The sequence below is a fragment of the Kitasatospora sp. NPDC057542 genome, from assembly GCF_042801945.1.
In the GTDB taxonomy this organism is placed as follows: Bacteria; Actinomycetota; Actinomycetes; order Streptomycetales; family Streptomycetaceae; genus Kitasatospora.
Window position 1 is genome coordinate 1 of the sequence record NZ_JBHVFE010000135.1, and the last position, 19,483, is coordinate 19,483.

General features: G+C 74.2%; 20 protein-coding genes. 14 read left to right on the forward strand and 6 right to left on the reverse strand.

Annotation, left to right across the window (positions count from 1 at the left end; translation table 11 throughout):
* Window positions 1–248 precede the first annotated feature (248 nt).
* The 3 genes from groL to ACFU7Y_RS18905 all read left to right on the forward strand — a co-directional run bounded on the left by groL (window position 249) and on the right by ACFU7Y_RS18905 (window position 2,543).
* A complete protein-coding gene (gene groL / locus ACFU7Y_RS18895) occupies window positions 249–1,871 on the forward strand; it encodes a chaperonin GroEL (RefSeq protein ID WP_045692318.1) in 1,623 nt (540 codons plus the stop codon).
* A 102-nt stretch (window positions 1,872–1,973) separates the two neighbouring features.
* Window positions 1,974–2,330, forward strand: coding sequence for a hypothetical protein (locus ACFU7Y_RS18900; protein WP_380768895.1), 357 nt, complete (start codon window positions 1,974–1,976; stop codon window positions 2,328–2,330).
* A gap of 51 nt (window positions 2,331–2,381) precedes the next feature.
* Window positions 2,382–2,543 carry a hypothetical protein gene (locus tag ACFU7Y_RS18905; protein WP_380768897.1) on the forward strand — a complete coding sequence of 54 codons (162 nt, stop codon included), beginning with the start codon at window positions 2,382–2,384 and terminating at the stop codon, window positions 2,541–2,543.
* A 6-nt stretch (window positions 2,544–2,549) separates the two neighbouring features.
* Here ACFU7Y_RS18905 and ACFU7Y_RS18910 read toward each other — a convergent pair whose 3' ends face one another.
* Window positions 2,550–3,239, reverse strand: a complete 690-nt coding sequence (locus ACFU7Y_RS18910; protein WP_224281342.1) for a hypothetical protein — start codon at window positions 3,237–3,239, stop codon at window positions 2,550–2,552.
* Between the two features lie 66 nt (window positions 3,240–3,305).
* Here ACFU7Y_RS18910 and ACFU7Y_RS18915 point away from each other — a divergent pair, with 66 nt between their 5' ends.
* Genes ACFU7Y_RS18915 through ACFU7Y_RS18925 form a run of 3 tightly spaced genes read left to right on the forward strand, consistent with a single transcriptional unit; the run spans window position 3,306 to window position 5,385 of the window.
* Window positions 3,306–3,689, forward strand: a complete 384-nt coding sequence (locus tag ACFU7Y_RS18915; protein WP_224281343.1) for a PadR family transcriptional regulator — start codon at window positions 3,306–3,308, stop codon at window positions 3,687–3,689.
* Window positions 3,686–4,642 (forward strand): hypothetical protein, encoded by a 957-nt coding sequence (locus ACFU7Y_RS18920; RefSeq protein WP_380768898.1) that lies wholly within the window; start codon window positions 3,686–3,688, stop codon window positions 4,640–4,642. The genes ACFU7Y_RS18915 and ACFU7Y_RS18920 overlap by 4 nt, the downstream gene beginning before the upstream one ends.
* 56 nt (window positions 4,643–4,698) lie before the next feature.
* The gene (locus ACFU7Y_RS18925) at window positions 4,699–5,385 is read left to right on the forward strand and encodes a copper homeostasis protein CutC (protein WP_224282759.1); all 687 of its coding nucleotides are present in this window, start codon (window positions 4,699–4,701) and stop codon (window positions 5,383–5,385) included.
* An 87-nt stretch (window positions 5,386–5,472) separates the two neighbouring features.
* Here the strand turns inward: ACFU7Y_RS18925 and ACFU7Y_RS18930 are convergent, their stop codons facing one another.
* Window positions 5,473–7,524 carry an AAA family ATPase gene (locus ACFU7Y_RS18930; RefSeq protein WP_224282760.1) on the reverse strand — a complete coding sequence of 684 codons (2,052 nt, stop codon included), beginning with the start codon at window positions 7,522–7,524 and terminating at the stop codon, window positions 5,473–5,475.
* 333 nt (window positions 7,525–7,857) lie between these two features.
* Here ACFU7Y_RS18930 and ACFU7Y_RS18935 point away from each other — a divergent pair, with 333 nt between their 5' ends.
* Window positions 7,858–8,019, forward strand: a complete 162-nt coding sequence (locus ACFU7Y_RS18935) for a hypothetical protein (protein ID WP_224282761.1) — start codon at window positions 7,858–7,860, stop codon at window positions 8,017–8,019.
* 12 nt (window positions 8,020–8,031) lie between these two features.
* On the opposite strand, the gene ACFU7Y_RS18940 is transcribed toward ACFU7Y_RS18935, so the two are convergent.
* Window positions 8,032–9,669, reverse strand: a complete 1,638-nt coding sequence (locus tag ACFU7Y_RS18940; protein WP_380768900.1) for a DNA repair helicase XPB — start codon at window positions 9,667–9,669, stop codon at window positions 8,032–8,034.
* Window positions 9,670–9,794: 125 nt separating this feature from the next.
* On the opposite strand from ACFU7Y_RS18940, the gene ACFU7Y_RS18945 reads away from it, so the two are divergent.
* Window positions 9,795–10,049: a hypothetical protein gene (locus tag ACFU7Y_RS18945; protein WP_224282763.1), complete on the forward strand. Its 255-nt coding sequence runs from the start codon at window positions 9,795–9,797 to the stop codon at window positions 10,047–10,049.
* 18 nt (window positions 10,050–10,067) lie between these two features.
* On the opposite strand, the gene ACFU7Y_RS18950 is transcribed toward ACFU7Y_RS18945, so the two are convergent.
* Window positions 10,068–12,569: a helicase-associated domain-containing protein gene (locus ACFU7Y_RS18950; protein ID WP_380768902.1), complete on the reverse strand. Its 2,502-nt coding sequence runs from the start codon at window positions 12,567–12,569 to the stop codon at window positions 10,068–10,070.
* Between the two features lie 183 nt (window positions 12,570–12,752).
* Here ACFU7Y_RS18950 and ACFU7Y_RS18955 point away from each other — a divergent pair, with 183 nt between their 5' ends.
* Complete coding sequence (locus tag ACFU7Y_RS18955; RefSeq protein WP_380768904.1) at window positions 12,753–13,685, forward strand: hypothetical protein; 933 nt, start codon at window positions 12,753–12,755, stop codon at window positions 13,683–13,685.
* A 96-nt stretch (window positions 13,686–13,781) separates the two neighbouring features.
* On the opposite strand, the gene ACFU7Y_RS18960 is transcribed toward ACFU7Y_RS18955, so the two are convergent.
* Complete coding sequence (locus ACFU7Y_RS18960) at window positions 13,782–14,417, reverse strand: NAD(P)-dependent oxidoreductase (RefSeq protein ID WP_380768905.1); 636 nt, start codon at window positions 14,415–14,417, stop codon at window positions 13,782–13,784.
* Window positions 14,418–14,539: 122 nt separating this feature from the next.
* Here ACFU7Y_RS18960 and ACFU7Y_RS18965 point away from each other — a divergent pair, with 122 nt between their 5' ends.
* Together ACFU7Y_RS18965 and ACFU7Y_RS18970 are read left to right on the forward strand one after the other, a co-directional pair.
* A complete protein-coding gene (locus ACFU7Y_RS18965; RefSeq protein WP_380768907.1) occupies window positions 14,540–15,313 on the forward strand; it encodes an SDR family NAD(P)-dependent oxidoreductase in 774 nt (257 codons plus the stop codon).
* Window positions 15,314–15,416: 103 nt separating this feature from the next.
* Entirely contained in the window at window positions 15,417–16,028 is a 612-nt protein-coding gene (locus ACFU7Y_RS18970; protein WP_380768909.1) for a TetR/AcrR family transcriptional regulator, read from the forward strand.
* A 77-nt stretch (window positions 16,029–16,105) separates the two neighbouring features.
* Here the strand turns inward: ACFU7Y_RS18970 and ACFU7Y_RS18975 are convergent, their stop codons facing one another.
* On the reverse strand, window positions 16,106–16,987 hold the full coding sequence (locus ACFU7Y_RS18975; protein WP_380768911.1) for an alpha/beta fold hydrolase: 882 nt from the start codon (window positions 16,985–16,987) through the stop codon (window positions 16,106–16,108).
* 93 nt (window positions 16,988–17,080) lie between these two features.
* Here ACFU7Y_RS18975 and ACFU7Y_RS18980 point away from each other — a divergent pair, with 93 nt between their 5' ends.
* From ACFU7Y_RS18980 to ACFU7Y_RS18990, 3 genes are all read left to right on the forward strand, one after another.
* Window positions 17,081–17,686, forward strand: coding sequence for a TetR/AcrR family transcriptional regulator (locus tag ACFU7Y_RS18980; RefSeq protein WP_224284314.1), 606 nt, complete (start codon window positions 17,081–17,083; stop codon window positions 17,684–17,686).
* 139 nt (window positions 17,687–17,825) lie between these two features.
* Window positions 17,826–18,866, forward strand: a complete 1,041-nt coding sequence (locus tag ACFU7Y_RS18985) for an acyl-CoA desaturase (RefSeq protein ID WP_224284318.1) — start codon at window positions 17,826–17,828, stop codon at window positions 18,864–18,866.
* 123 nt (window positions 18,867–18,989) lie between these two features.
* The coding region (locus ACFU7Y_RS18990) for a hypothetical protein (RefSeq protein ID WP_380768913.1) at window positions 18,990–19,483 on the forward strand (494 nt) is incomplete at its 3' end.

Consider the following 19,483-nt stretch of genomic DNA (forward strand, 5'->3'; position numbering starts at 1 on the left):
GGTGTCGTACGGGCCCGTCGGCGTTCCCGGGCGGCCTCGGCGGCGGCTCGCGGGTTGTCGATTGGGCTTGCACTCGACCACCGTGAGTGCTAATCATTGCGTTAGCACTCACAGCGTGAGAGTGACAGCGGACCGGGTCGGTGAGGCCCCCGGGAGCGGTAGGGGAATGGACCCCCGCACACCAGGGCCGTCCGTCGCGGGCACCCCTTGGTCCGAGCAGTCGACCGTGTCCCGGAGGACCACTTCAGATGGCCAAGATCATCGCCTTTGATGAGGAAGCTCGCCGCGGCCTTGAGCGTGGCATGAACCAGCTCGCCGACGCAGTGAAGGTCACGCTCGGCCCCAAGGGTCGCAACGTCGTGCTGGAGAAGAAGTGGGGCGCCCCCACCATCACCAACGACGGTGTCTCCATCGCCAAGGAGATCGAGCTCGAGGACCCGTACGAGAAGATCGGTGCGGAGCTCGTCAAGGAGGTCGCCAAGAAGACGGACGACGTCGCGGGTGACGGCACCACCACCGCCACCGTGCTCGCCCAGGCCCTGGTTCGCGAGGGTCTGCGCAACGTCGCCGCCGGCGCCAACCCGATGGCCCTGAAGCGCGGCATCGAGAAGGCCGTCGCGGCCGTCTCCGACCAGCTGCTCGCCCAGGCCAAGGACGTGGAGACCAAGGAGCAGATCGCCTCCACCGCCTCCATCTCCGCCGCTGACACCCAGATCGGCGAGCTGATCGCCGAGGCCATGGACAAGGTCGGCAAGGAAGGCGTCATCACCGTCGAGGAGAGCAACACCTTCGGCCTGGAGCTTGAGCTCACCGAGGGCATGCGCTTCGACAAGGGCTACATCTCCGCCTACTTCGCCACCGACCTGGAGCGCATGGAGGCGACCTTCGAGGACCCGTACATCCTCATCGCCAACTCCAAGATCGGCTCGGTCAAGGACCTGCTCCCGCTGCTGGAGAAGGTCATGCAGAGCGGCAAGCCGCTGGTCATCATCGCCGAGGACGTCGAGGGCGAGGCCCTGTCGACCCTGGTCGTGAACAAGATCCGTGGCACCTTCAAGTCCGTCGCCGTCAAGGCCCCGGGCTTCGGTGACCGCCGCAAGGCCATGCTCGGCGACATCGCCATCCTCACCGGTGGCACCGTGATCTCCGAGGAGGTCGGCCTCAAGCTGGAGAACGCCGGCATCGACCTGCTGGGCACCGCCCGCAAGGTGGTCATCACCAAGGACGAGACCACCATCGTCGACGGCGGCGGCGACAGCGAGCAGGTCGCGGGCCGCGTGAACCAGATCCGCGCCGAGATCGAGAACAGCGACTCGGACTACGACCGCGAGAAGCTCCAGGAGCGCCTCGCCAAGCTGGCCGGCGGCGTGGCCGTCATCAAGGCCGGCGCGGCCACCGAGGTGGAGCTCAAGGAGCGCAAGCACCGCATCGAGGACGCCGTCCGCAACGCCAAGGCCGCCGTCGAGGAGGGCATCGTCGCCGGTGGTGGCGTCGCCCTGCTGCAGGCCGGTGTCGCCTTCGACAAGCTGGAGCTGGACGGCGACGAGGCCACCGGTGCCAACATCGTCAAGGTCGCGCTGGAGGCCCCGATCAAGCAGATCGCGACCAACGCCGGCCTGGAGGGTGGCGTCGTGGTGGAGAAGGTGCGCAACCTCCCCGCCGGTCACGGCCTGAACGCCGCCACCAACGAGTACGTCGACCTGGTCGCCGCGGGCATCATCGACCCGGCCAAGGTCACCCGCTCCGCGCTGCAGAACGCCGCCTCCATCGCGGCGCTGTTCCTCACCACCGAGGCCGTCATCGCCGACAAGCCGGAGAAGGCCGCCGCGGCCGCCGGCGGCGGCATGCCGGGCGGTGACATGGACTTCTGATCCTGATCGGATCGGTTGGTTCCTCGTCCGTGTGGGCGGCTCCCTTCGGGGGCCGCCCACACGGCGTTTCGGCGTTCGGACGTGTCGACGGAGAATGGACGGATGGCTGCTGACGACATCGAGACCGCCCTGCACAACGCGCGGGCAATGATCCTGGCCGACCTCACCGCGCGGGACGTGGCGGACGCCGCCGTCGTCTCGCTGGTGGAGCAGGCCGTCACGCACCGCCGCTGGTGGCTGGAACAGTGGCCGGACGGCACCGAGTACGTGCTCGGGCTGGTCGCCCAGGACGTCCAGGACGCGCTGCTGGAGGCGTACGGACGCTGGCCGCTGTGCACCGACTGCGCGGCGGACGGGGACCCTCACGCGCTGAGCGTGGAGCCCGAGCTGGGGCCGGAGCCGCACTGGGTGTGCGGCAAGCGGGGCGCGGTCGTGGCGCCGGTGGGCAAGCTGGACTAGCCGGCGGGGGCGCTCCCCGGGGGTCGGCGCGGCGGTGGATACGGTGCGCGCATGAGGCACTGGGTGTGGCGTGCGGTGGGCGGCTGCTGCGGTCTCGGGCTGTGGTGGGTGGTGGTGGAGGTGACGGGAGCCGACCAGGACGCGTGGTGGGCGGTCATGGGGCGCATCCCGTCGGTGATGGCGGGGATGGCCGCTGTGGACCGGGCGATCTGACGGTCGTCAGAGGGCTTCGAGCTCGGCCGTCAGGTTGGTGCGGGCGGCCGCTGTGAAGCGCTCGCGGGCGGCGGGGGTGCGGTAGAGCGCGGGCAGGGCGAGCAGGTGTCGCAGGACGGCGGCCCGGCCGGCCCTGAAGTCCGGCGCGGGGACGAAGCCGTACTCCTCGCGGACGGCGGCCGCGTACGCCGCGTACGCCTCGGGGGTGCCGCCGAGGACGGCGAGGTCCGCGTCGCAGAGCACCTCGCCGTTGCGGTCGCCGGAGGCGGGGTCGTGGCCGACGGTGAGCAGCACGAGGCGCTCCACCTCGGCGACCCGCTCGGCGGGCAGTCCGGCGGCGGTCAGCGCGCGGACGGCCAGGGCGGCGCTGCGCTCCTCGTTCTCGGTGCGGTCGGGGCGGTAGACGGCGTCGTGGAACCAGGCCGCGAGGCGGACGGCCTCCGGGTCGGCGGCGTGCCCGGCCAGCTCGTCGACGCGCCGCAGCACGGCGCGCAGGTGCGCGACGGTGTGGTAGCGGCGCTGCGGCTCCGACCAGCGGCGCAGCAGCTCCCGGCCGTACGGCTCGGGGTCGACGGCGGCCCCGCAGCGGTGCAGCAGGGCGGTCCAGGCGGCGAGCAGGTCTTCGGTGAGCGGCTCGTGCCCCGGGGTGGACGGGTCGTGCCCGGCGGTGGACGGGTCGTGCTCGGCGGTCGGCATGGCGACCATTGTGACGGCCCGGCCTGGCGCTGGACCCATAGGTAGGTTGGCGATATATGTAGTCGTATGACAGAACGCTCCATGCAGGAGCCCACGCTGCTGCTGCTCACCGCGCTGGCTGACGCCCCGCGGCACGGTTATGCGCTCATCCAGGAGATCGCCGCGATCTCCGACGGCCGGGTCAAGATGCGCACCGGCACGCTCTACGGGGCGCTCGACCGGCTGCTCGGCCAGGGCCTGATCGAGGTCGCCGCCGAGGAGGTGGTGGACGGCCGCGCCCGGCGCAGCTACGCGCTGACCGACGCCGGCCGGCACGCGCTGGCCGCCGAAGCGGAGCGGCTGCGGGCGGTCGCCACCGAGGCCGAGCGCCGGCTGGCCAGGATCCGGTCGATGTTGCCGGGCAGGACCGGGTCGCAGGGGCGGCCCGCGACGGGGGGAGGCCTCTCATGAGCACACCGGCGATCGGCGCGGGTCCCTCGGTGGCACTGCGGGCCGCGCTCCAGCTCTACCCGGCGCGGTACCGGTGCGAGCGAGGCGAGGAGCTGGCCGAGGTGTTCGCCGACACGACGGCGGCCGGCGGCCGGCTGGCGGTCGCCCGGGAGGTCCTCGGCCTGGCGGCGTACGGGCTGCGGGTGCGGCTCGGGCTGACCGGCGCCTCGGCGGCCGGGCGGCTGCTGGCGGTGGTCGCCCCGATGCTCGCCGGGGCGGCGGCCGGTGCCACGCTGGTGGCCTGGGTGACCACCGCCTACCGGATCGCCACCCTGCTCTCCTGGGACGACTCGTACGGCGTCTACGTCTCGGCTTTCTGCCAGCCGGTGGCCGCCGCGCTGCTCGCGGTGGCGGCGCTCCTGGGCCGGTGGACGGCGGTGCGGGGCAGTGCGCTGATTCTGGGTGCCGTGGGGCTGTACGACCTGGCCGAGGCCCTGTGGCACTCCTCCTTCGACGTGTGGTGGAGCGGCTACGTCGGGATGGCCTCGCTGCCGTTCGTGGCGGCCGCGCTGCTGCTGGTCGCGGCGCCGACCGACCTGTTGCCCCGGCCGACCTGGCGCACGGGCGCCCTGGTGTCGGCCTCGATGGCCGTGGGCGGGCTGCTGGCGGCGGCCCAGAGCTGGGACGACACCACTTTCCCGCTGGACCTGCAGTGGTTCGTGGTGATGCTGATCGCCCCGCTGCTGCTGACCTTCGCCGGGCTGTGCGGGCGGGTCGTGCCGACGGCCGTGGGGGTGGCGGTGCTGGTGCTGACCGGGCCCGGCTGCCTGTTCAACATCTGGCGCGGGTCCCGCGGGGTCTCGCACCTGCTTCCGATGGCGGTGCCGACGGTGGTCGTGCTGGCGCTGGCGGCGCTGGCGGTGCACCGGTTCGGGCGGCGGGGAGCGGTCGCGGCGGTCCACGGGCGGGCGTGACGTGAACGGTCCCCTGGCGGTCGCCTGGGGGCGCCGGATGTGGCAGGCTGTCGGACATGTCTAGACCAATTTTCGAAGTCATCGCGCTGACGCCCCAGGATGCCCAGGCCGCCGAGTCGGGCGGCGCCGACCGGCTCGAACTGGTCACCGACATGGCCGCCGACGGGCTCACCCCGTCCGTCGAGGACTTCGGCCGGATCCGGGCCGCCGTCGGTATCCCGCTGCGGGTCATGCTGCGGATCCGGGACGGCTTCGCCCCCGGCGACGTGGACGAGCTGTGCGCCCGGGCCGCCGCGCTGCGGGCCGAGGGGGCCGAGGAGTTCGTCCTCGGCTTCCTCGGTGCCGACGGCGCCGTCGACCTGGCCGCCACCACGGCCGTCGCCGGGGCGATCGCCGGCTGCCGCTGGACCTTCCACCGGGCGATCGACCACAGTGCCGGGCGGGCCGCCCTGCGGGCCGCCGTCGGCGGGCTGCCCGGCCTGGACACCTTCCTCACCTCCGGTGCGGCCGCCGGGGTGGACGCCGGGCGCGAGGTGCTGTCGGCCGAGCTGGCCCGGGCCGGCGAGCCCGGGTACCGGCAGCGGATCCTGATCGGCGGCGGCCTGCGGGCCGAGCACCTGAAGGAGCTGCGGGCGGAGGGCTTCGACGCCTTCCACGTCGGCGGCGCGGTGCGGGTCGACGGCTGGCAGACGCCGGTGGACGCGGCCAAGGTCGCCGAGTGGCGGGCGCTGATCGACGGCTGAGCGTGGAAGCGCCGACAGCCGGGCGAGCCGTGCCCGTCGTGCGGAAAGGGGGACGGGGCGTTCGCGACCCCGCCCCCTTTCGCGTCGTCAGCGGAGCTGCTCCGGCAGCGGCTCGGCGTGCAGCACCGTCAGCCCGGAGACGGCGCGGGTCAGCGCCACGTACAGGCGGCGCAGGCCGGTCCGCTCGTCCGGCTCCCCGGCGATCACCGCGGCCGGCTCGTCCAGCACCACGTAGTCGTACTCCAGACCCTTGGCCAGCGAGGCCGGGACGAGGGTCAGCCGGGCCTCGGCGCTGGTCTCGGTGCCGGGGGAGAGGTGCGGCAGGCCGGCCGCGGTGAGCGCCTCGGCGAGCTGCGGGATGCGGGCGTCGGCGGCGATCAGGCCGGTCGAGCCTTCGTGCTCCAGTGCCTCCCGGCAGGCCGCCAGGACCGCCTCCGTGCCGCCCCCGTCCGTGACCCGGCGGATCGTCAGCGAGCCGGGCGCCTCACGGACCGAGGAGGCCGGGGCCAGGCCCGGGGCGATCGCCGGGAGCAGCCGGGAGGCGTACGCGATGACCTCCTCCGGCACCCGGAAGCCCTTGGTCAGCTCCTCGATGTGCGCCTCCGGCTTGCCCAGGTGGCGCAGTGCCTCCGGCCAACTCGCCGTCGCCCACGGGGTGGTGCCCTGGGCGAGGTCGCCGAGGACGGTCGCCGAGCCGGTGGTGCAGCGGCGGCCGACCGCGCGGTACTGCATCGGGGAGAGGTCCTGGGCCTCGTCCAGCACCACGTGCCCGAGCGAGGGGGTGCGCTGCACCAGGTCGGTCGCCTCGTCCACCAGGACGGCGTCGGCCGTCGTCCAGCGGGCGGTCTTCACCGAGCGGCCGGGCCTGGGCCACAGCACCGCCTGCTGCTCCTCGGGTGTCAGCACGCCCTCGGCGCACTCGGCCAGGAACTCCGGCTCGGAGAGCAGCCGCAGGACCAGCTTCGCCGGGTCGACGGCCGGCCAGCACTCCTTGACCACCGCCTTGACCGCGCTGTTGCGGGCCACCGCATCCTGCACCCGGTCGTCCGGTGCCTCGCCGCCCTGCTCCATCTTCAGCAGCACGGCGTGCGCGATGCGCTGCGGCAGGGCCTCCCGGGCTGCGCCGTAGCGAACCTCGCGGCCCTTCAACTCCTCGATGATCTCGACCAGTTCGTACACCGGAACACGCCAGCGGCGGGAGCCGCGGACCACCACGCAGGGCTCGGTGGGCAGGGTGATGCCCGACCGCACCGCCCGGCGCAGCACCTCGGCCATCCGGGCGTCGCCCTTCAGCCGGGCCGCCTCCGGGGTGTCCTCGCCCGTCACCTCGACGTGCCCGACCAGCTGCTGCACGGTGGCCTGGGCGACGTCCAGCTCGCCGAGGGCCGGGAGCACCTGCTCGATGTAGGAGAGGAAGGCGTTGTTCGGCCCGATCACCAGGGTGCCGGTACGGGCGAGGCGCTCGCGGTGCGCGTACAGCAGGTAGGCGACACGGTGCAGGCCGACGGCGGTCTTCCCGGTGCCGGGCGCCCCCTGGACGCAGATGGTGCCCGTGACGTCGGAGCGGACGATCTCGTCCTGTTCGGGCTGGATGGTGGCGACGATGTCGCGCATCGGGCCGACGCGGGGCTTCTCGATCTCGGCGGCCAGCAGGGCGGAGGCCTGCTCCGTCTCGGCCGGGTCGGTGAGGTGCTCGTCCTCGTAGGCGGTGAGTTCGCCGCCGGTGTAGCCGAAGCGGCGGCGGCGTTCGACGTCCATCGGCTCGGTGCGGCTGGCCCGGTAGAACGGCTGGGAGACCGGCGCGCGCCAGTCGATCACCATCGGGTCGCCGTCGGCGTCGTGGACGTGGCGACGGCCGATGTAGAAGTTCTCTCCCCCGCCGCCTTCGCTGAGTTCCTCGCTGATCGCGTGCAGGTAGTCGAGGCGGCCGAAGAACAGCGGGGTGTGCGAGAGGTCGGCCAGTGCGGCGATCCTGGCCTCGATCTGGTTCTGGAGCACGAGCGCGGTGACCCAGGTGCCGGTCACGTCGCGGATGTCGAGCGACTCGACGTCCTCGCGCATGGCGCGCAGCGCGGCCCGGGACGCGGCCAGGTGCTCGCGTTCGCGCTGGAGGGGATCGGTGGTGGAGGTGGCGGGCACAGCGAACCTTCCCGGCTGCCCCGGTGGCGGGCGCAGCGGATCGTAGGAGCTCACGGTGGGTACGACCGACCGGTTGCCGAGCGGTCGGTACCTCCCCCGGCTGCCTGCGGGACTTCAGCAGGTACCACGGTTCGGGAGGGGGCAGACGGACGATCTTAGACCCGTCCGCCCGGCGGTTCCAGCCCGGCGGGCCTCGGGGTTACTCCCCGCGGGTCTCGGGGTTCCTCCCTGCGGGGCGTCGGGGCCGCCCTACACCCGGAGGACGACCCGCGCACCTGCGGATACGGCCTTTGGAGTGATGCCGACGGCCGACCGGGTGCCTACCGTTGAAACATGAGCACCACGAACCACACCCCCCGATCCGGCCCGGCCGGCGCCACCGCCGCCTCCGGGCGCCACCGCAACCCGCTGACCACCGCCGTCCGCAACGTCGGCATCGCCCTGGACACCGCCGCGCGCGTGATCTTCCTCGGGCGCGACGGTGTCCGGTACTGAGCCCGGGTCCGTCTACAGCACGTCGTCCGCGTCGATGATCCGGTACGCGTAGCCCTGCTCGGCCAGGAAGCGCTGCCGGTGGGCGGCGAAGTCCTGGTCCACGGTGTCCCGGGCGACCACCGAGTAGAAGTGGGCCGCGTGGCCGTCCGCCTTGGGGCGCAGCACCCGGCCGAGGCGCTGGGCCTCCTCCTGGCGGGAGCCGAAGGTCCCGGAGACCTGGATGGCCACGGTGGCCTCGGGCAGGTCGATCGAGAAGTTCGCGACCTTGGAGACCACCAGGACGCTGATCTCCTTGTTCCGGAAGGCGTCGAAGAGCTTCTCGCGCTGGGCGTTGCTGGTCTCGCCCTTGATCACCGGGGCGTCCAGGGCCTCGCCGAGCTCGTCCAGCTGGTCGATGTACTGGCCGATGATCAGCGTCTGGTCCTTCTCGTGCTTCTTGACCAGCGCCTCCACCACCCGCCGCTTGGTCGCCGTGGTGGCGCAGAAGCGGTAGCGCTCCTCCGGCTCGGCGGTCGCGTAGGCGAGCCGCTCCGAGTCGGTCAGGGTGACCCGCACCTCGCAGCAGTCGGCGGGCGCGATGTAGCCCTGTGCCTCGATCTCCTTCCACGGCGCGTCGAAGCGCTTGGGGCCGATCAGGCTGAACACGTCGCCCTCGCGGCCGTCCTCGCGCACCAGCGTCGCGGTCAGGCCGAGCCGGCGGCGGGCCTGGAGGTCGGCGGTGAACTTGAACACCGGGGCGGGCAGCAGGTGCACCTCGTCGTAGACCACCAGGCCCCAGTTGCGGGCGTCGAACAGCTCCAGGTGGGCGTAGACGCCCTTCCGCTTGGTGGTCATCACCTGGTAGGTGGCGATGGTGACCGGGCGGATCTCCTTCTTCGTCCCGCTGTACTCGCCGATCTCGTCCTCGGTGAGCGAGGTGCGCTTGACCAGCTCGTGCTTCCACTGCCGGGCCGAGACGGTGTTGGTGACCAGGATCAGCGTGGTCGACTTGGCGTGCGCCATCGCGGCCGCGCCGACCAGCGTCTTGCCGGCGCCGCAGGGCAGCACGACCACGCCCGAGCCGCCGTGCCAGAAGCCCTCGACCGCCTGGGCCTGGTACGGGCGCAGCTGCCAGCCGTCCTCCTCCAGGTCGATCGGGTGCGCCTCGCCGTCCACGTAGCCGGCGTGGTCCTCGGCGGGCCAGCCGAGTTTGAGCAGCACCTGCTTGATCTGGCCGCGCTCGGAGGGGTGCACCACGACGGTGTCCGGGTCGACCCGGACACCGACCAGCGGGACGATCTTCTTGGAGCGCAGCACCTCCTCCAGCACCGGCCGGTCGGTGGTGGTGAGCACCAGCCCGTGGGTCGGGTGCTTGACCAGCTGGAGCCGCCCGTACCGGCCCATGGTGTCCGCCACGTCCACCAGCAGCGCGTGCGGCACCGGGTAACGCGAGTACGTCACCAGGGCGTCCACCACCTGCTCGGCGTCGTGCCCGGCCGCCCGCGCGTTCCACAGCCCGAGCGGTGTCACCCGGTACGTGTGCACGTGCTCGGGTGCCCGCTCCAGCTCGGCGAACGGTGCGATGGCGCGACGGCAGTCGGCGGCCTTGGGGTGGTCGATCTCCAGGAGAAGAGTTTTGTCGCTCTGGACGATGAGCGGTCCGTCGTTCACGCGGGGAAGCCCTCCACTGGCTGACAGGGTGGATTGACGCAGACCCTCCAGTGTCCCGCATTCCGGAGGGGACGCGGGAGGCTGCTTCGAGTGACCACGGTGCGTACTCGCTCGTTGAGCTGGCCATGAAGAAGTCGAAGCGTGTTCTCACCGCCCTCGCCCTGATGGGCTCGGCCTTCGCGGCCACTGCCTCCTCGGCCGGTTCGGCCCACGCCCTCGCGGGCATCGGCGAGGGGCCCGGCGGCCTGCTCGCGGCGCCCGGGTTCCTGCTGGCGGAGACCGTCACCGGGGGGTCGATGCCGGTCGGGCAGGGGCAGATCGGCAGCCTGGCGGACAAGGCCGTCCAGGACAAGATGAAGGAGGCGCAGCAGGGGCACTGAGGTCTCGGACACCTCAGGTCACTCGTCGAGTTCCGCGACGCCGGTGATGCGGTGCAGGGCGAAGGTGCGGAGTTCTTCGGCATGGTGGTCGAAGGCGGTGACGAAGCCGCCTTCGACCTTGACCGGGTCGATGATCCGCTGGCTGGCGATGCCCTCGGCGTTGAGGTAGCCGATCCACATGCGCTCGCCGAGCAGGACGGCCGTCTGGAGGGCGGCGAGGGTCTCGGCCGCGGCGGTGCGGGGGAGGCGGCGCGGGTCGGGGGAGGGCTCGCGGCGGCTGGCGGTGGCGGCGCGGTCCCCGGCCCGGATGGCCTTGATGGCGGCCGCGAGCAGGGTGTCGTCGGGGCTGGGCGGGCCGTCGGGGACGGGCGCCGGTGCCGTGCGGGGCGGGGTGCGGTGGCTGTCAGGGCGGGTGATCAGCACGTCGCCCTCGGCGGACTCGGCGGCCGGGGCGTAGCCCATGGTGCGCAGGGCGGCGAGCAGGACGTCCGGGGCGGCCTGGGAAGCGAGGACGGTGGGGGCGAGCAGCCGCAGCCGCAGGTCGGCGGAGCGGCGGTCGGCGAGCACCTCGCCGAGCAGGGACGGGTCGTCGCAGCGCAGGTAGGAGGAGGCGGCGCCGACCCGCAGGATGCCGTGCCGGCGGGCGACGTCGTCGATCAGGTAGGCGAGCGGCTGCGGGACGGGCGTGCGGCTGTGCTGCTCCAGGAAGGTCCGCAGGTCGGTGGCGGTGCGGCCGGCGTCGAGGGCGCGGCGCACCGAGGCCGGGGTGAAGCGGTAGACGGTGGCGCCGCCCTTGGACTCGATGTCGGCGCACAGGGCGAGGGCCTGGGCGAGCGGGGTGAGCAGTGGGCCGGGGGCGATCGCGGTGAGGTCCGGCTGGAGGATCACGTGGTCCAGCGGCTGCGGGAGCAGCGGGGCGAGCACCTCGGCCGGGTCGGACTCGGCGGTGAGCAGGGCGCGGGCGGGGGCGGCCAGGGCGCCGCGGCCGGTGATGCCGAGGAGTTCGGCCTCGTCGAGGGTCCACGCGGTGAGTTCGTCGCGCAGCTCGCGGCCGTCCGGGCCGGTGGGGCCGCCGCGCAGCGGGCGCTGCCAGCGCAGGGTGGGGAGCAGTTCCTCGGCGGTGGCCGGGGTGCCGGGCGGGAGTTCGGCGAGCAGGGCGAGGGCGGCGCGGCGGACGGACGGGGCGAGGGTGCGGTCGAGTTCGGGGCCGAGGGCGGCGCGCGGCTTGCCCCGGCCGTCCGGGGTGCCGGTGAGGGCGGCGACGCGGGTGGCGGCGAGCCAGGCGGTGGCCAGCACGGACCAGCGCTCGGCGGTGTCCAGGTGTAGCCAGGCGTCGTACCCCGGGGTGGGGGCCCAGCGTTCGTCCACCTCGCCGTCGGGGGCCAGCAGCCCTGCGGTGTAGGCGAGTTCGAGCCAGAAGGCGGTCTGCTGCTCGGTGCTCTCCAGGGCCTGGGCGGTGCGCTTGAGGTCGCGGACGCCGAGGCCGCCGGCGCGCAGGGTCGGCGGTGGGGTGAGGCCCCAGTTGTCCAGCAGTTCCTCGACGGTCTTGACCGCGGTGTGGGCCTGTCCGGCCGCGGCGCCGTCCACGGCCTGGGGATCGCGCGGGGCGGCGGCGGGTGCGGGTTCGGGCTGGACGGGCTCGACGGCGCGGTGGGTGCGGCCGCCGCGCAGGTGCAGGGCGAGCTCGCGGGGCAGGACGACGCTGCCGGGGCTGGTGGGCAGCAGCAGGCCGCGGGCGAGCAGCCATTCGACCGGACTGTGGGCGTCCTCGGCGGTCACCGGGCGGGTGGCGTCCGGGACGGTGCCGGTGGGCGGGCCCCAGACCAGCCGCTCCAGCAGCCGCAGCGCGGCCTCGGGTGCGGTGTCGAGCAGTGCGGCGCAGCGGGCGCGGTCGGTGAGCAGCGCGGTGAGCGCGGCGACGGCGCTGACCGGGTCGGGGGTGGCGGGCTGCCCGGCCGAGGCGAGCAGTTGCTGCAGCCGGGCCGGGGACATGCCGACGGTGGCGTCGGCGAGGGTGGGGCCGAGGCCGGTGCGGCCCGGGTTGCCGGCGGTCGGGGCGAGCGCCTCGCGGACGGCGAGGACCAGCCGCAGCCCGTTGTCGGGGCCCCAGAGCAGTGCCCGGTCGCGCAGGGTGGTGATCGCGCGGGGCAGGGCGGCGGCGACGGCGGACCGGTCGGCCGGGGTGAGCGGGGTCGCGCCGGGGTGCGGCTTGACCTTCGCCGGGCCGGTCAGCAGGGTGCGGACGGTGCTCAGTGAGGTGCCGTCCGGGGCGGTGGCCAGTGCCTCGGCGACCTGGAGGGTGAAGCGGTCGAGCCGCTCCAGGGCGCGCAGCGCGGAGGCGCGCGAGGAGAGCCGGGCGGACAGCTGGGTGAGGTCGCCGGGGACGGGGTTCAGCAGGTCGGGGCGGGAGCGGAGCAGGGCGGCGAGCGCGTCGTCGGGACGGGCGCGCAGCTCCTCGGCGAGGGTGCGCGGGCCGGTGGCGGACCTGCCCCGGCGTTGAGGGCCCTGCTGTGTGGTCATTCGACCTAGGTTAGTCGGGCGCGGGGACGGCGGGGTGTCCCGCACAGCGCCGTATCGCCGTCCCGGGGTACCCGTAGCGCCGGGCCCGGCGGGTGGACTCGCGTGGGCGGGGGCGGGGTGGGTAGCGTCACGCCGAGGGCGGTTCGGTGGGCGGCCGGTACGGGCGAGGCGGGGTGGTCGGTGATGACGGACGGCGAGTGGTGGCGCAAGAGCGGGCCGTGGAGCGAGCGTTCGGTCGGTGGCCCGGACGGCGCCTCGGGTGCCGGCTCGGGTGAGGCCGTCTCCGGCGGCGCTCCGGAGGTTCCGTCCGCGCCCGTTCCCGGTCCCGGCCTCACCCCCGACCCCGACAGCGTGTACGACCCGCCGGCGCCGAGCGCGGCCGGCATCCCGTCCGTGTCGCTGGACCTGCCGGACGTGGCCGCCGCCGAGGGGCGGTCGGACGCGATCCCGCCGCCGACGGTGTCGAGCACCGGCCCGTGGACGATGACGCTCTTCGACTTCTCGGACGGGCCGCAGCCCGCGCCGAAGCCGATCCCCGAGCAGCGCACCGCCGAGGAGGCCGCGGCGGCGGCCGAGCCCGCGGCGGAGGCGGCGAAGCCCGCGGACCCGAAGAAGAGGCCGCGCTGGGGCCGGCTCAGGCCGGCCCCTGCCGCGCCGCCCGCTGCTCCCGCCGCTCCCGCCGCGCCGCCCAAGGCCCCGGCCGGGAAGGGCGGCGGCAAGGCCAAGGGCAAGGAGACGGAGAAGGGCGCGCCCGCCCACAAGCCCTCCCCGCTGATCCTGCTCTCCTGCGGCCTGCTGGTCGGCGGCGCGGTCTCCGGCTTCTTCCCGGCCATGCTGGCGGGCTGGGGCCTCGGCTACCTGTCCCGTCAGATCTCCGAACTGATGCGCAAGTTCGTGATCCTCGGCATCCCGCTGATCACGATGAGCGCGACCACCCTCTACTCCATGCGGCAGGCCAAGCAGGCCGGCGGGCAGGGCGGCGGCCTCCAGTCGGGCTCGCCGCTGGGGCAGATCAGCTGGTCGGCCGCCCCGAACGTGCTGAGGCTGTCCGCCGTGCTGTCGGCGGTGGTCCTGCTGTTGCTCGCCATGCGCCGCCGCCCGCCGCAGCAGGACTGAGCCGGGGCCGGTTCGACGGCCTTTCCCGTGAGGGCCTGTTCGCGGCTCGGTGGCCGGAGCAGTGCGCGACGGTGCGCGTGCTGCGTGGTGCCCGTGTCAGTCGTCGGCGAGGTGGACGAGGCGGCGGAAGGTCTCCGGGTCGCCGAGGTGGCCGACGATCCACTCGGCGACGGTGGCGCGGGTGGCGGTGCCGGCGCGGGGAAGCGGCCGGTCGTACGAGACCTGGGGGCCCGCGGACGGCGGTCCGTCCTTGAGCATCGGCACCCGGACGACCGTCCAGGCGGTGTCGGACCCGGCGAGCACCGCCTCCATCCGGGCCAGGTCGCGGTGGATCTCCCGGTACAGCCGGTCGACCACCAGCCTGGTCACCACCCGCTGGGCGAACGGGAGTCGACCGGTGTCCAGGCCGGCCGAACTCATCGTCACCAGGTGCCGGGCGCCGCCGGCCCGCACGGCGGCGGTCAGCTCCCGGGCGCCGTCGGAGAAGACGGTGGTGGCCCGGCGGCCGGTGGTGCCGAGGGCGGCGACGACGGCGTCCTGGCCGTTCAGCGGTTCGTACAGGGAGCCGGGCCGGCCGACGTCGGCCCGGGCGGTGAGCGGGGTTCCGTGCGCGAAGTGCGGTAGCCGGGCGGGGTCTCGGGCGACGGCGGTGACGGTGTGTCCGGCCGTCAGTGCGAGGTCGACCACCAGGCGGCCGGTGCGTCCGGTGGCGCCCACGACTGCGATCCTCATCGGTTCCTCCTTGGGAGTGCCGGGACTCGGGCGGTGCTTGTCATTCATTCAGACGGGCTGTATGAATGAAATCAAGTGAACCACAGCACACCGTGAGAGCAAGTCCAAAGGAGCGATGGGACATGGGAGTTCGGCAGGTTCGGTACCCCGACCTGGACGGCCGGGTGGTCGTGATCGCCGGCGGCAGCCGTGGCATCGGCGCGGAGACCGCCCGCGCCTTCGGTCGGCAGGGCGCGGCCGTCGCCGTCCTCGGCCGGGACGAGGCGGCGCTGACGGAGGTGGCCGAGCAGGTGCGGGCGGAGGGGGTCCGGGCGCTCGGGCTGGTCGCCGACTGCACGGACGCGACGGCGCTCGGCTCCGCCGCCGCCCGGATCGAGCGGGACCTCGGCCCGGTCGGCGTTCTGGCCGCCTTCGCCGGCGGCGACGGCTACCCGGTGCCGACCCTCCGCGAGACCGAGGAGCACTGGCGGGCCGTGCTGGACGGCAACCTCACCGCCACCTTCCTCACCGTCCAGGCCTTCCTGCCCGGTCTGCTGGCCCGCGGCAGCGGTTCGATCGTCACCATGGCCTCCACGGCGGCCCGGCTGCCCAGCGGCGCGTCCGCCGCGTACGCCACGGCCAAGGCGGGCGTGCTGATGTTCACCCGGCACCTCGCCCAGGAGGTCGCCGGTGAGGGCGTCCGGGTCAACGCCATCGCGCCGGGCGCCGTCCGCACCGAGCGGACCGCCGCTCAGATGCCGCCCGAGGTGCAGGCCAAGGTCGCCGCCGCGCACCCGCTGGGCCGCCTCGGCGAGCCGGGGGACGTCGCCTCGGCCGCGCTCTTCCTGGCCTCCGACGCGTCCTCCTGGATCACCGGGCAGACCCTGGACGTCAGCGGCGGGCGGATCATGCTCTGAGCGGCGGGGCCGGCTGCCCCGTCGAACGCCCGGGGCCGGGCCGGGCGCGGTGAACCGATCGGCGATACTGCCAGTTCGCGCGGAACGAGTGGAGGCGAGCGGGATGAGCCCCCGGTCCTACCGGATGGGACAGCGGCAGGCAGAGGTCGACGAGACCCGTGCCCGGATCGTCGCGGCCGCCCGCGCGCACCTGGCCGAGACCGGCGGGGTCTCGCTGGACGCGGTCGCCCGCCGCGCGGACGTCGCCCGGGCGACCGTCTACTACCAGTTCGGCTCCAAGGCGGGCCTGCTGGAGGCGGTCTGCGACGCCCTCGCCGCACAGGGCGGCATGGCCCGGCTCGCCGAGGCCTTCACCCTGGCCGACCCCTGGGCGGCGGTCGACCGCTTCGTCGAGGTGATGGGCGGCTTCTGGGCGGTCGACCGGGTCTGCACCCGCCGCCTGCGGGCCCTCGCCGCGCTCGACGAGGAGGTCGGCCGGGTCATCGCCGACCGCGACGCCCGCCGCCGCGAGGGCGCGGCGGTCCTCTCCGGCCGCCTGCCCTCCGCCCCGCCGGACGCGGCCGGCCTGCTCTTCGTCCTCACCGCCTTCGAGACCTACGACGCGCTGGCGACGGAGGCGGGGGCGCCGGACGGCGGCGGCGATCTCACCGCCGCCACCCCGGCGGTCACCCGTCTGGTCCGCGCCGCCCTCGGCGGGCCGGCGGAGCGGTCGTAGCGGCGGAGTGACGGCCAGGGGCCTCGGCAGCGGGGGAGAGCGCCGGTGCCGTCCCGGCCCGCCGACGACCGCCGCGGTCAACCGGCCTGCCGCGCGGCCATGTCGAGGATGCCGGCGGTCACCGCCGCCGGGTCGTCGGTGGGCAGCGAGTGCCCGGCGCCGGGGACGATCTCGACCCGGGCGGCCGGCACCAGCCGGTGCAGGCGGTCGGCGACGGCCCGGGCGTCGTGCAGGGCGCTGCGCTCGCCGAGGAGGAAGAGGGCGGGCGCGGTGAGCCGGCCGAGCTCCTCGTCGGTGAGGGTGGCGGCCGGGGGCAGTCGGCGGCGGAAGCCCGTCGAGGCGCGGACCAGCGCCATCAGCTCGGTCTCCAGGACGGCGCTGTTGCCGACCAGCCGGGCCAGCCGGGGGCGCAGCGGGCGCGGGGCCATGGCGGCGAGGCCGCCGAGGATGAGCCAGGTGTAGAAGCGGCGGTCCAGGTCGGCCAGGCCCGCCGTTTCGACCAGGGTGAGGACGGCGGCCCGGCCGGGGTGGTGGATCTGGTGGTTGAGGGCGATCCAGCCGCCGTAGGAGCAGCCGACCAGGTGGGCGGCGGGCAGGTCGAGGGCGGTGAGCAGCTCCTCCAGCCAGTCGGCGGCGTCGCGGCCGTCCGCGATGGGGGTGCTCTGCACGCTGGCGCCCGGTTCGCCGACGGTGTCCACGGCGATCACGAGGTGCCGGGCGGCGAGGGCGTCGAGGTGGCGGTGCCACATCAGCGCGTTGCCGCCGGAGCCGGGCAGCAGCACGACCGGCCGCCCCTCGGCGGGATCGGTGCGGCCGGTGCGGTACACGCGGGTGGTGCCGTAGCCGGTGGGGACGTCGAGCGCCGTCCACGGCTCCGGCCGGAGTTCGGTCAGCGCGCGCTCGTACGCGGCGCGGAAGCGGGCTTCGGCCTTGCCGTTCGTGAACTCGCTGATTCGCATGGTACATGTGTATCACATGCATGATACGGGTGTACCAAGCGAAGCGGGCCCGACCGTCGGGCCCGACCGTCGGGTCCAGCTACGGAGGCCGGAATGACCGCGAAGGTCGACCACGAGGAACGCCGGCGGCAGATCGCCGAGGCCCTGCTGCGCATCGCCGACACCCAGGGCCTGCAGTCCGCCAGCATGCGGGCGGTCGCGACGGAGGCCGGGGTCTCACTGCGGCTCGTGCAGTACTACTTCACGACCAAGGAGGGCCTGCTGCTGGACGCCCTGGCGAGGCTCGGCACCCAGCTCCAGGCCCGGATGGAGCGGTGGATCGGCCAGGCGCGGGCCCCCCGGGAGGTGGTGACGGCGATCCTGTCCTGCATCCTGCCGACGGACGCCGAGAGCCGCCGGATCACCAGGACGTACGCGGCGTACTACACGCTGGTGCTCGGCGACCCCGAGGTGCTGGAGAAGCAGGCGGCGCAGCCGCCGGTGGTGCTGGAGGGCTTCCTCGCCAAGCAGCTCCGCGCGGCGCAGCAGGCCGGGGAGATCGGGCCGGAGCGGGACGTCGAGGCGGTCGCGGCCGGGCTGCTGGCGATGGTCAACGGGCTCGGCTCCAGCGTCCTGGGCGGCCAGCGCACCGGCGAGCAGGCGCTCGCGGTCCTCGCGTACCACCTGGACGAACTGTTCGGGCGGCCGGTGGCGGGCTGACGGCCCCGCGCCGCCGGTCGCCGAGGCGGTCCGGCACCCCTCGCGGCAAGGGGGTTAACACCCGTACGGGACGGGTGCTTTCCCCGTTCTGCGGACGGGCCGGCCGCACCAGACTCTGGGCATGCCCGCGCAGCCCGTGATGACGACCGAAGCGCCCGAAGCCCCCTCCCCCCGGCCGGGGAGCGGCGGCAGCGACTTCGCCCAGTTGACCCGCCGGATAGCCGCCGAGGGCCTGCTCGACCGGCGCCCCGGCTACTACGCCGTCCGTGCGGGCCTGGTGGTCGCCGCCTTCCTCGGCGGCTGGTACGCCCTGTTCGCGCTGGGCGACACCTGGTGGCAGCTGGGCCTGGCGGCGGCGATGTCCGTCGTCTTCGCCCAGATCGGCCTGCTCTCCCACGACCTGGCACACCGTCAGGTCTTCGACCGGCGACTGCCGAGCGAGATCGGCGGTCGGATCGCCGCCAACCTGCTGATGGGCATGAGCTACGGCTGGTGGATGAACAAGCACACCCGCCACCACGCCAACCCGAACCACGAGGAGCGGGACCCGGACGTCGCCCCCGAACTCCTGGTGTGGTCCAAGCGGCAGGCCCGGCAGGCGAGCGGCCTCGCCCGGTTCATCGGCCGCCGGCAGGCGTACCTGTTCGTCCCGCTGCTCCTGCTGGAGGGCCTCAACCTCAGCTTCAACAGCTTCCGTGCGCTGCGCAGCCCCGTGATGAAGCGCCCGGTGCTGGAGGGCGTGCTGCTGGTGGTCCACTTCGCGGCCTACTTCGGCCTGGTGTTCGCCGCGCTCCCGGCGGGCAAGGCGGTCGCCTTCCTCGCCGTGCACCAGGCGCTGATCGGTGTCTACCTGGGTTCCGTCTTCGCCCCGAACCACAAGGGCATGCTGATGGTGACGCCGGAGATGAAGCTCGACTTCCTCCGCCGCCAGGTGCTCACCTCGCGCAACGTCCGCGGCGGAATGGTCATCGACTCGTTGATGGGCGGCCTCAACTACCAGGTGGAGCACCACCTGTTCCCCAGCATGCCGACCCCGGCGCTCGGGCGGGCCGCCCGGATCACCCGGGAGTTCTGCGCCGAGAAGGGCGTCCCGTACTGCGAGGCGGGCCTGTTCCGCTCCTACCGGGAGATCTTCGCCCATCTGCACCGGACGGGCGAGCCGATCCGCTCCGGCGGGTGACCGTCACGCCCACCGGCGGATCCGCCGGCTTCCCGTGCGGGACGGCTTTTCACCGGCACCGCCCGTCCGGTACCGCGTTCGCGCCCGTACGATGCCCCGGGCGGGGTGGGCGGAGACCGGGGGTTGGGTGTGGTTCGGTTCTGGCTGCGATGGGTGCTGATCGCGGTCCTGGGGGTGGCGGTCGTGTTCGGTGGCTGGGCGGGGTGGCGGCACTACCGCGCCACGGCCATTCCGGCCCCGCCGGACGTCCCGGGGCTGGCACAGGCCCCGGAGACCGGGGAGGCCCGCCGGGCGGCCGAGGAGCGGATGGCCGGCCGGGTCGACCGGCTGCCCGAACTGCTGCCGTGGGCCCAGGCGTTGGGGAGGTCGACGGTCGACGTGTGCCGGGCCGACTACCGCGGCGACCTGTGGATCCGGGGCAAGTGGCTGCCGGTGGCCTGCGAGCGGACCGTGAACGTGTACCTGGCCTTCGACGGGAGCGACGTCCGCTCCCGGCTCGCCGACCTGGACCGCTACCTTGCCGACCAGGGCTGGCGGAGCTCGCAGCGGTGGGAGGGCCTGGTCGCGGCCGACCAGTACGCCCACCAGCCGCCCGCCGACGCGACCCCGGAGGAGGT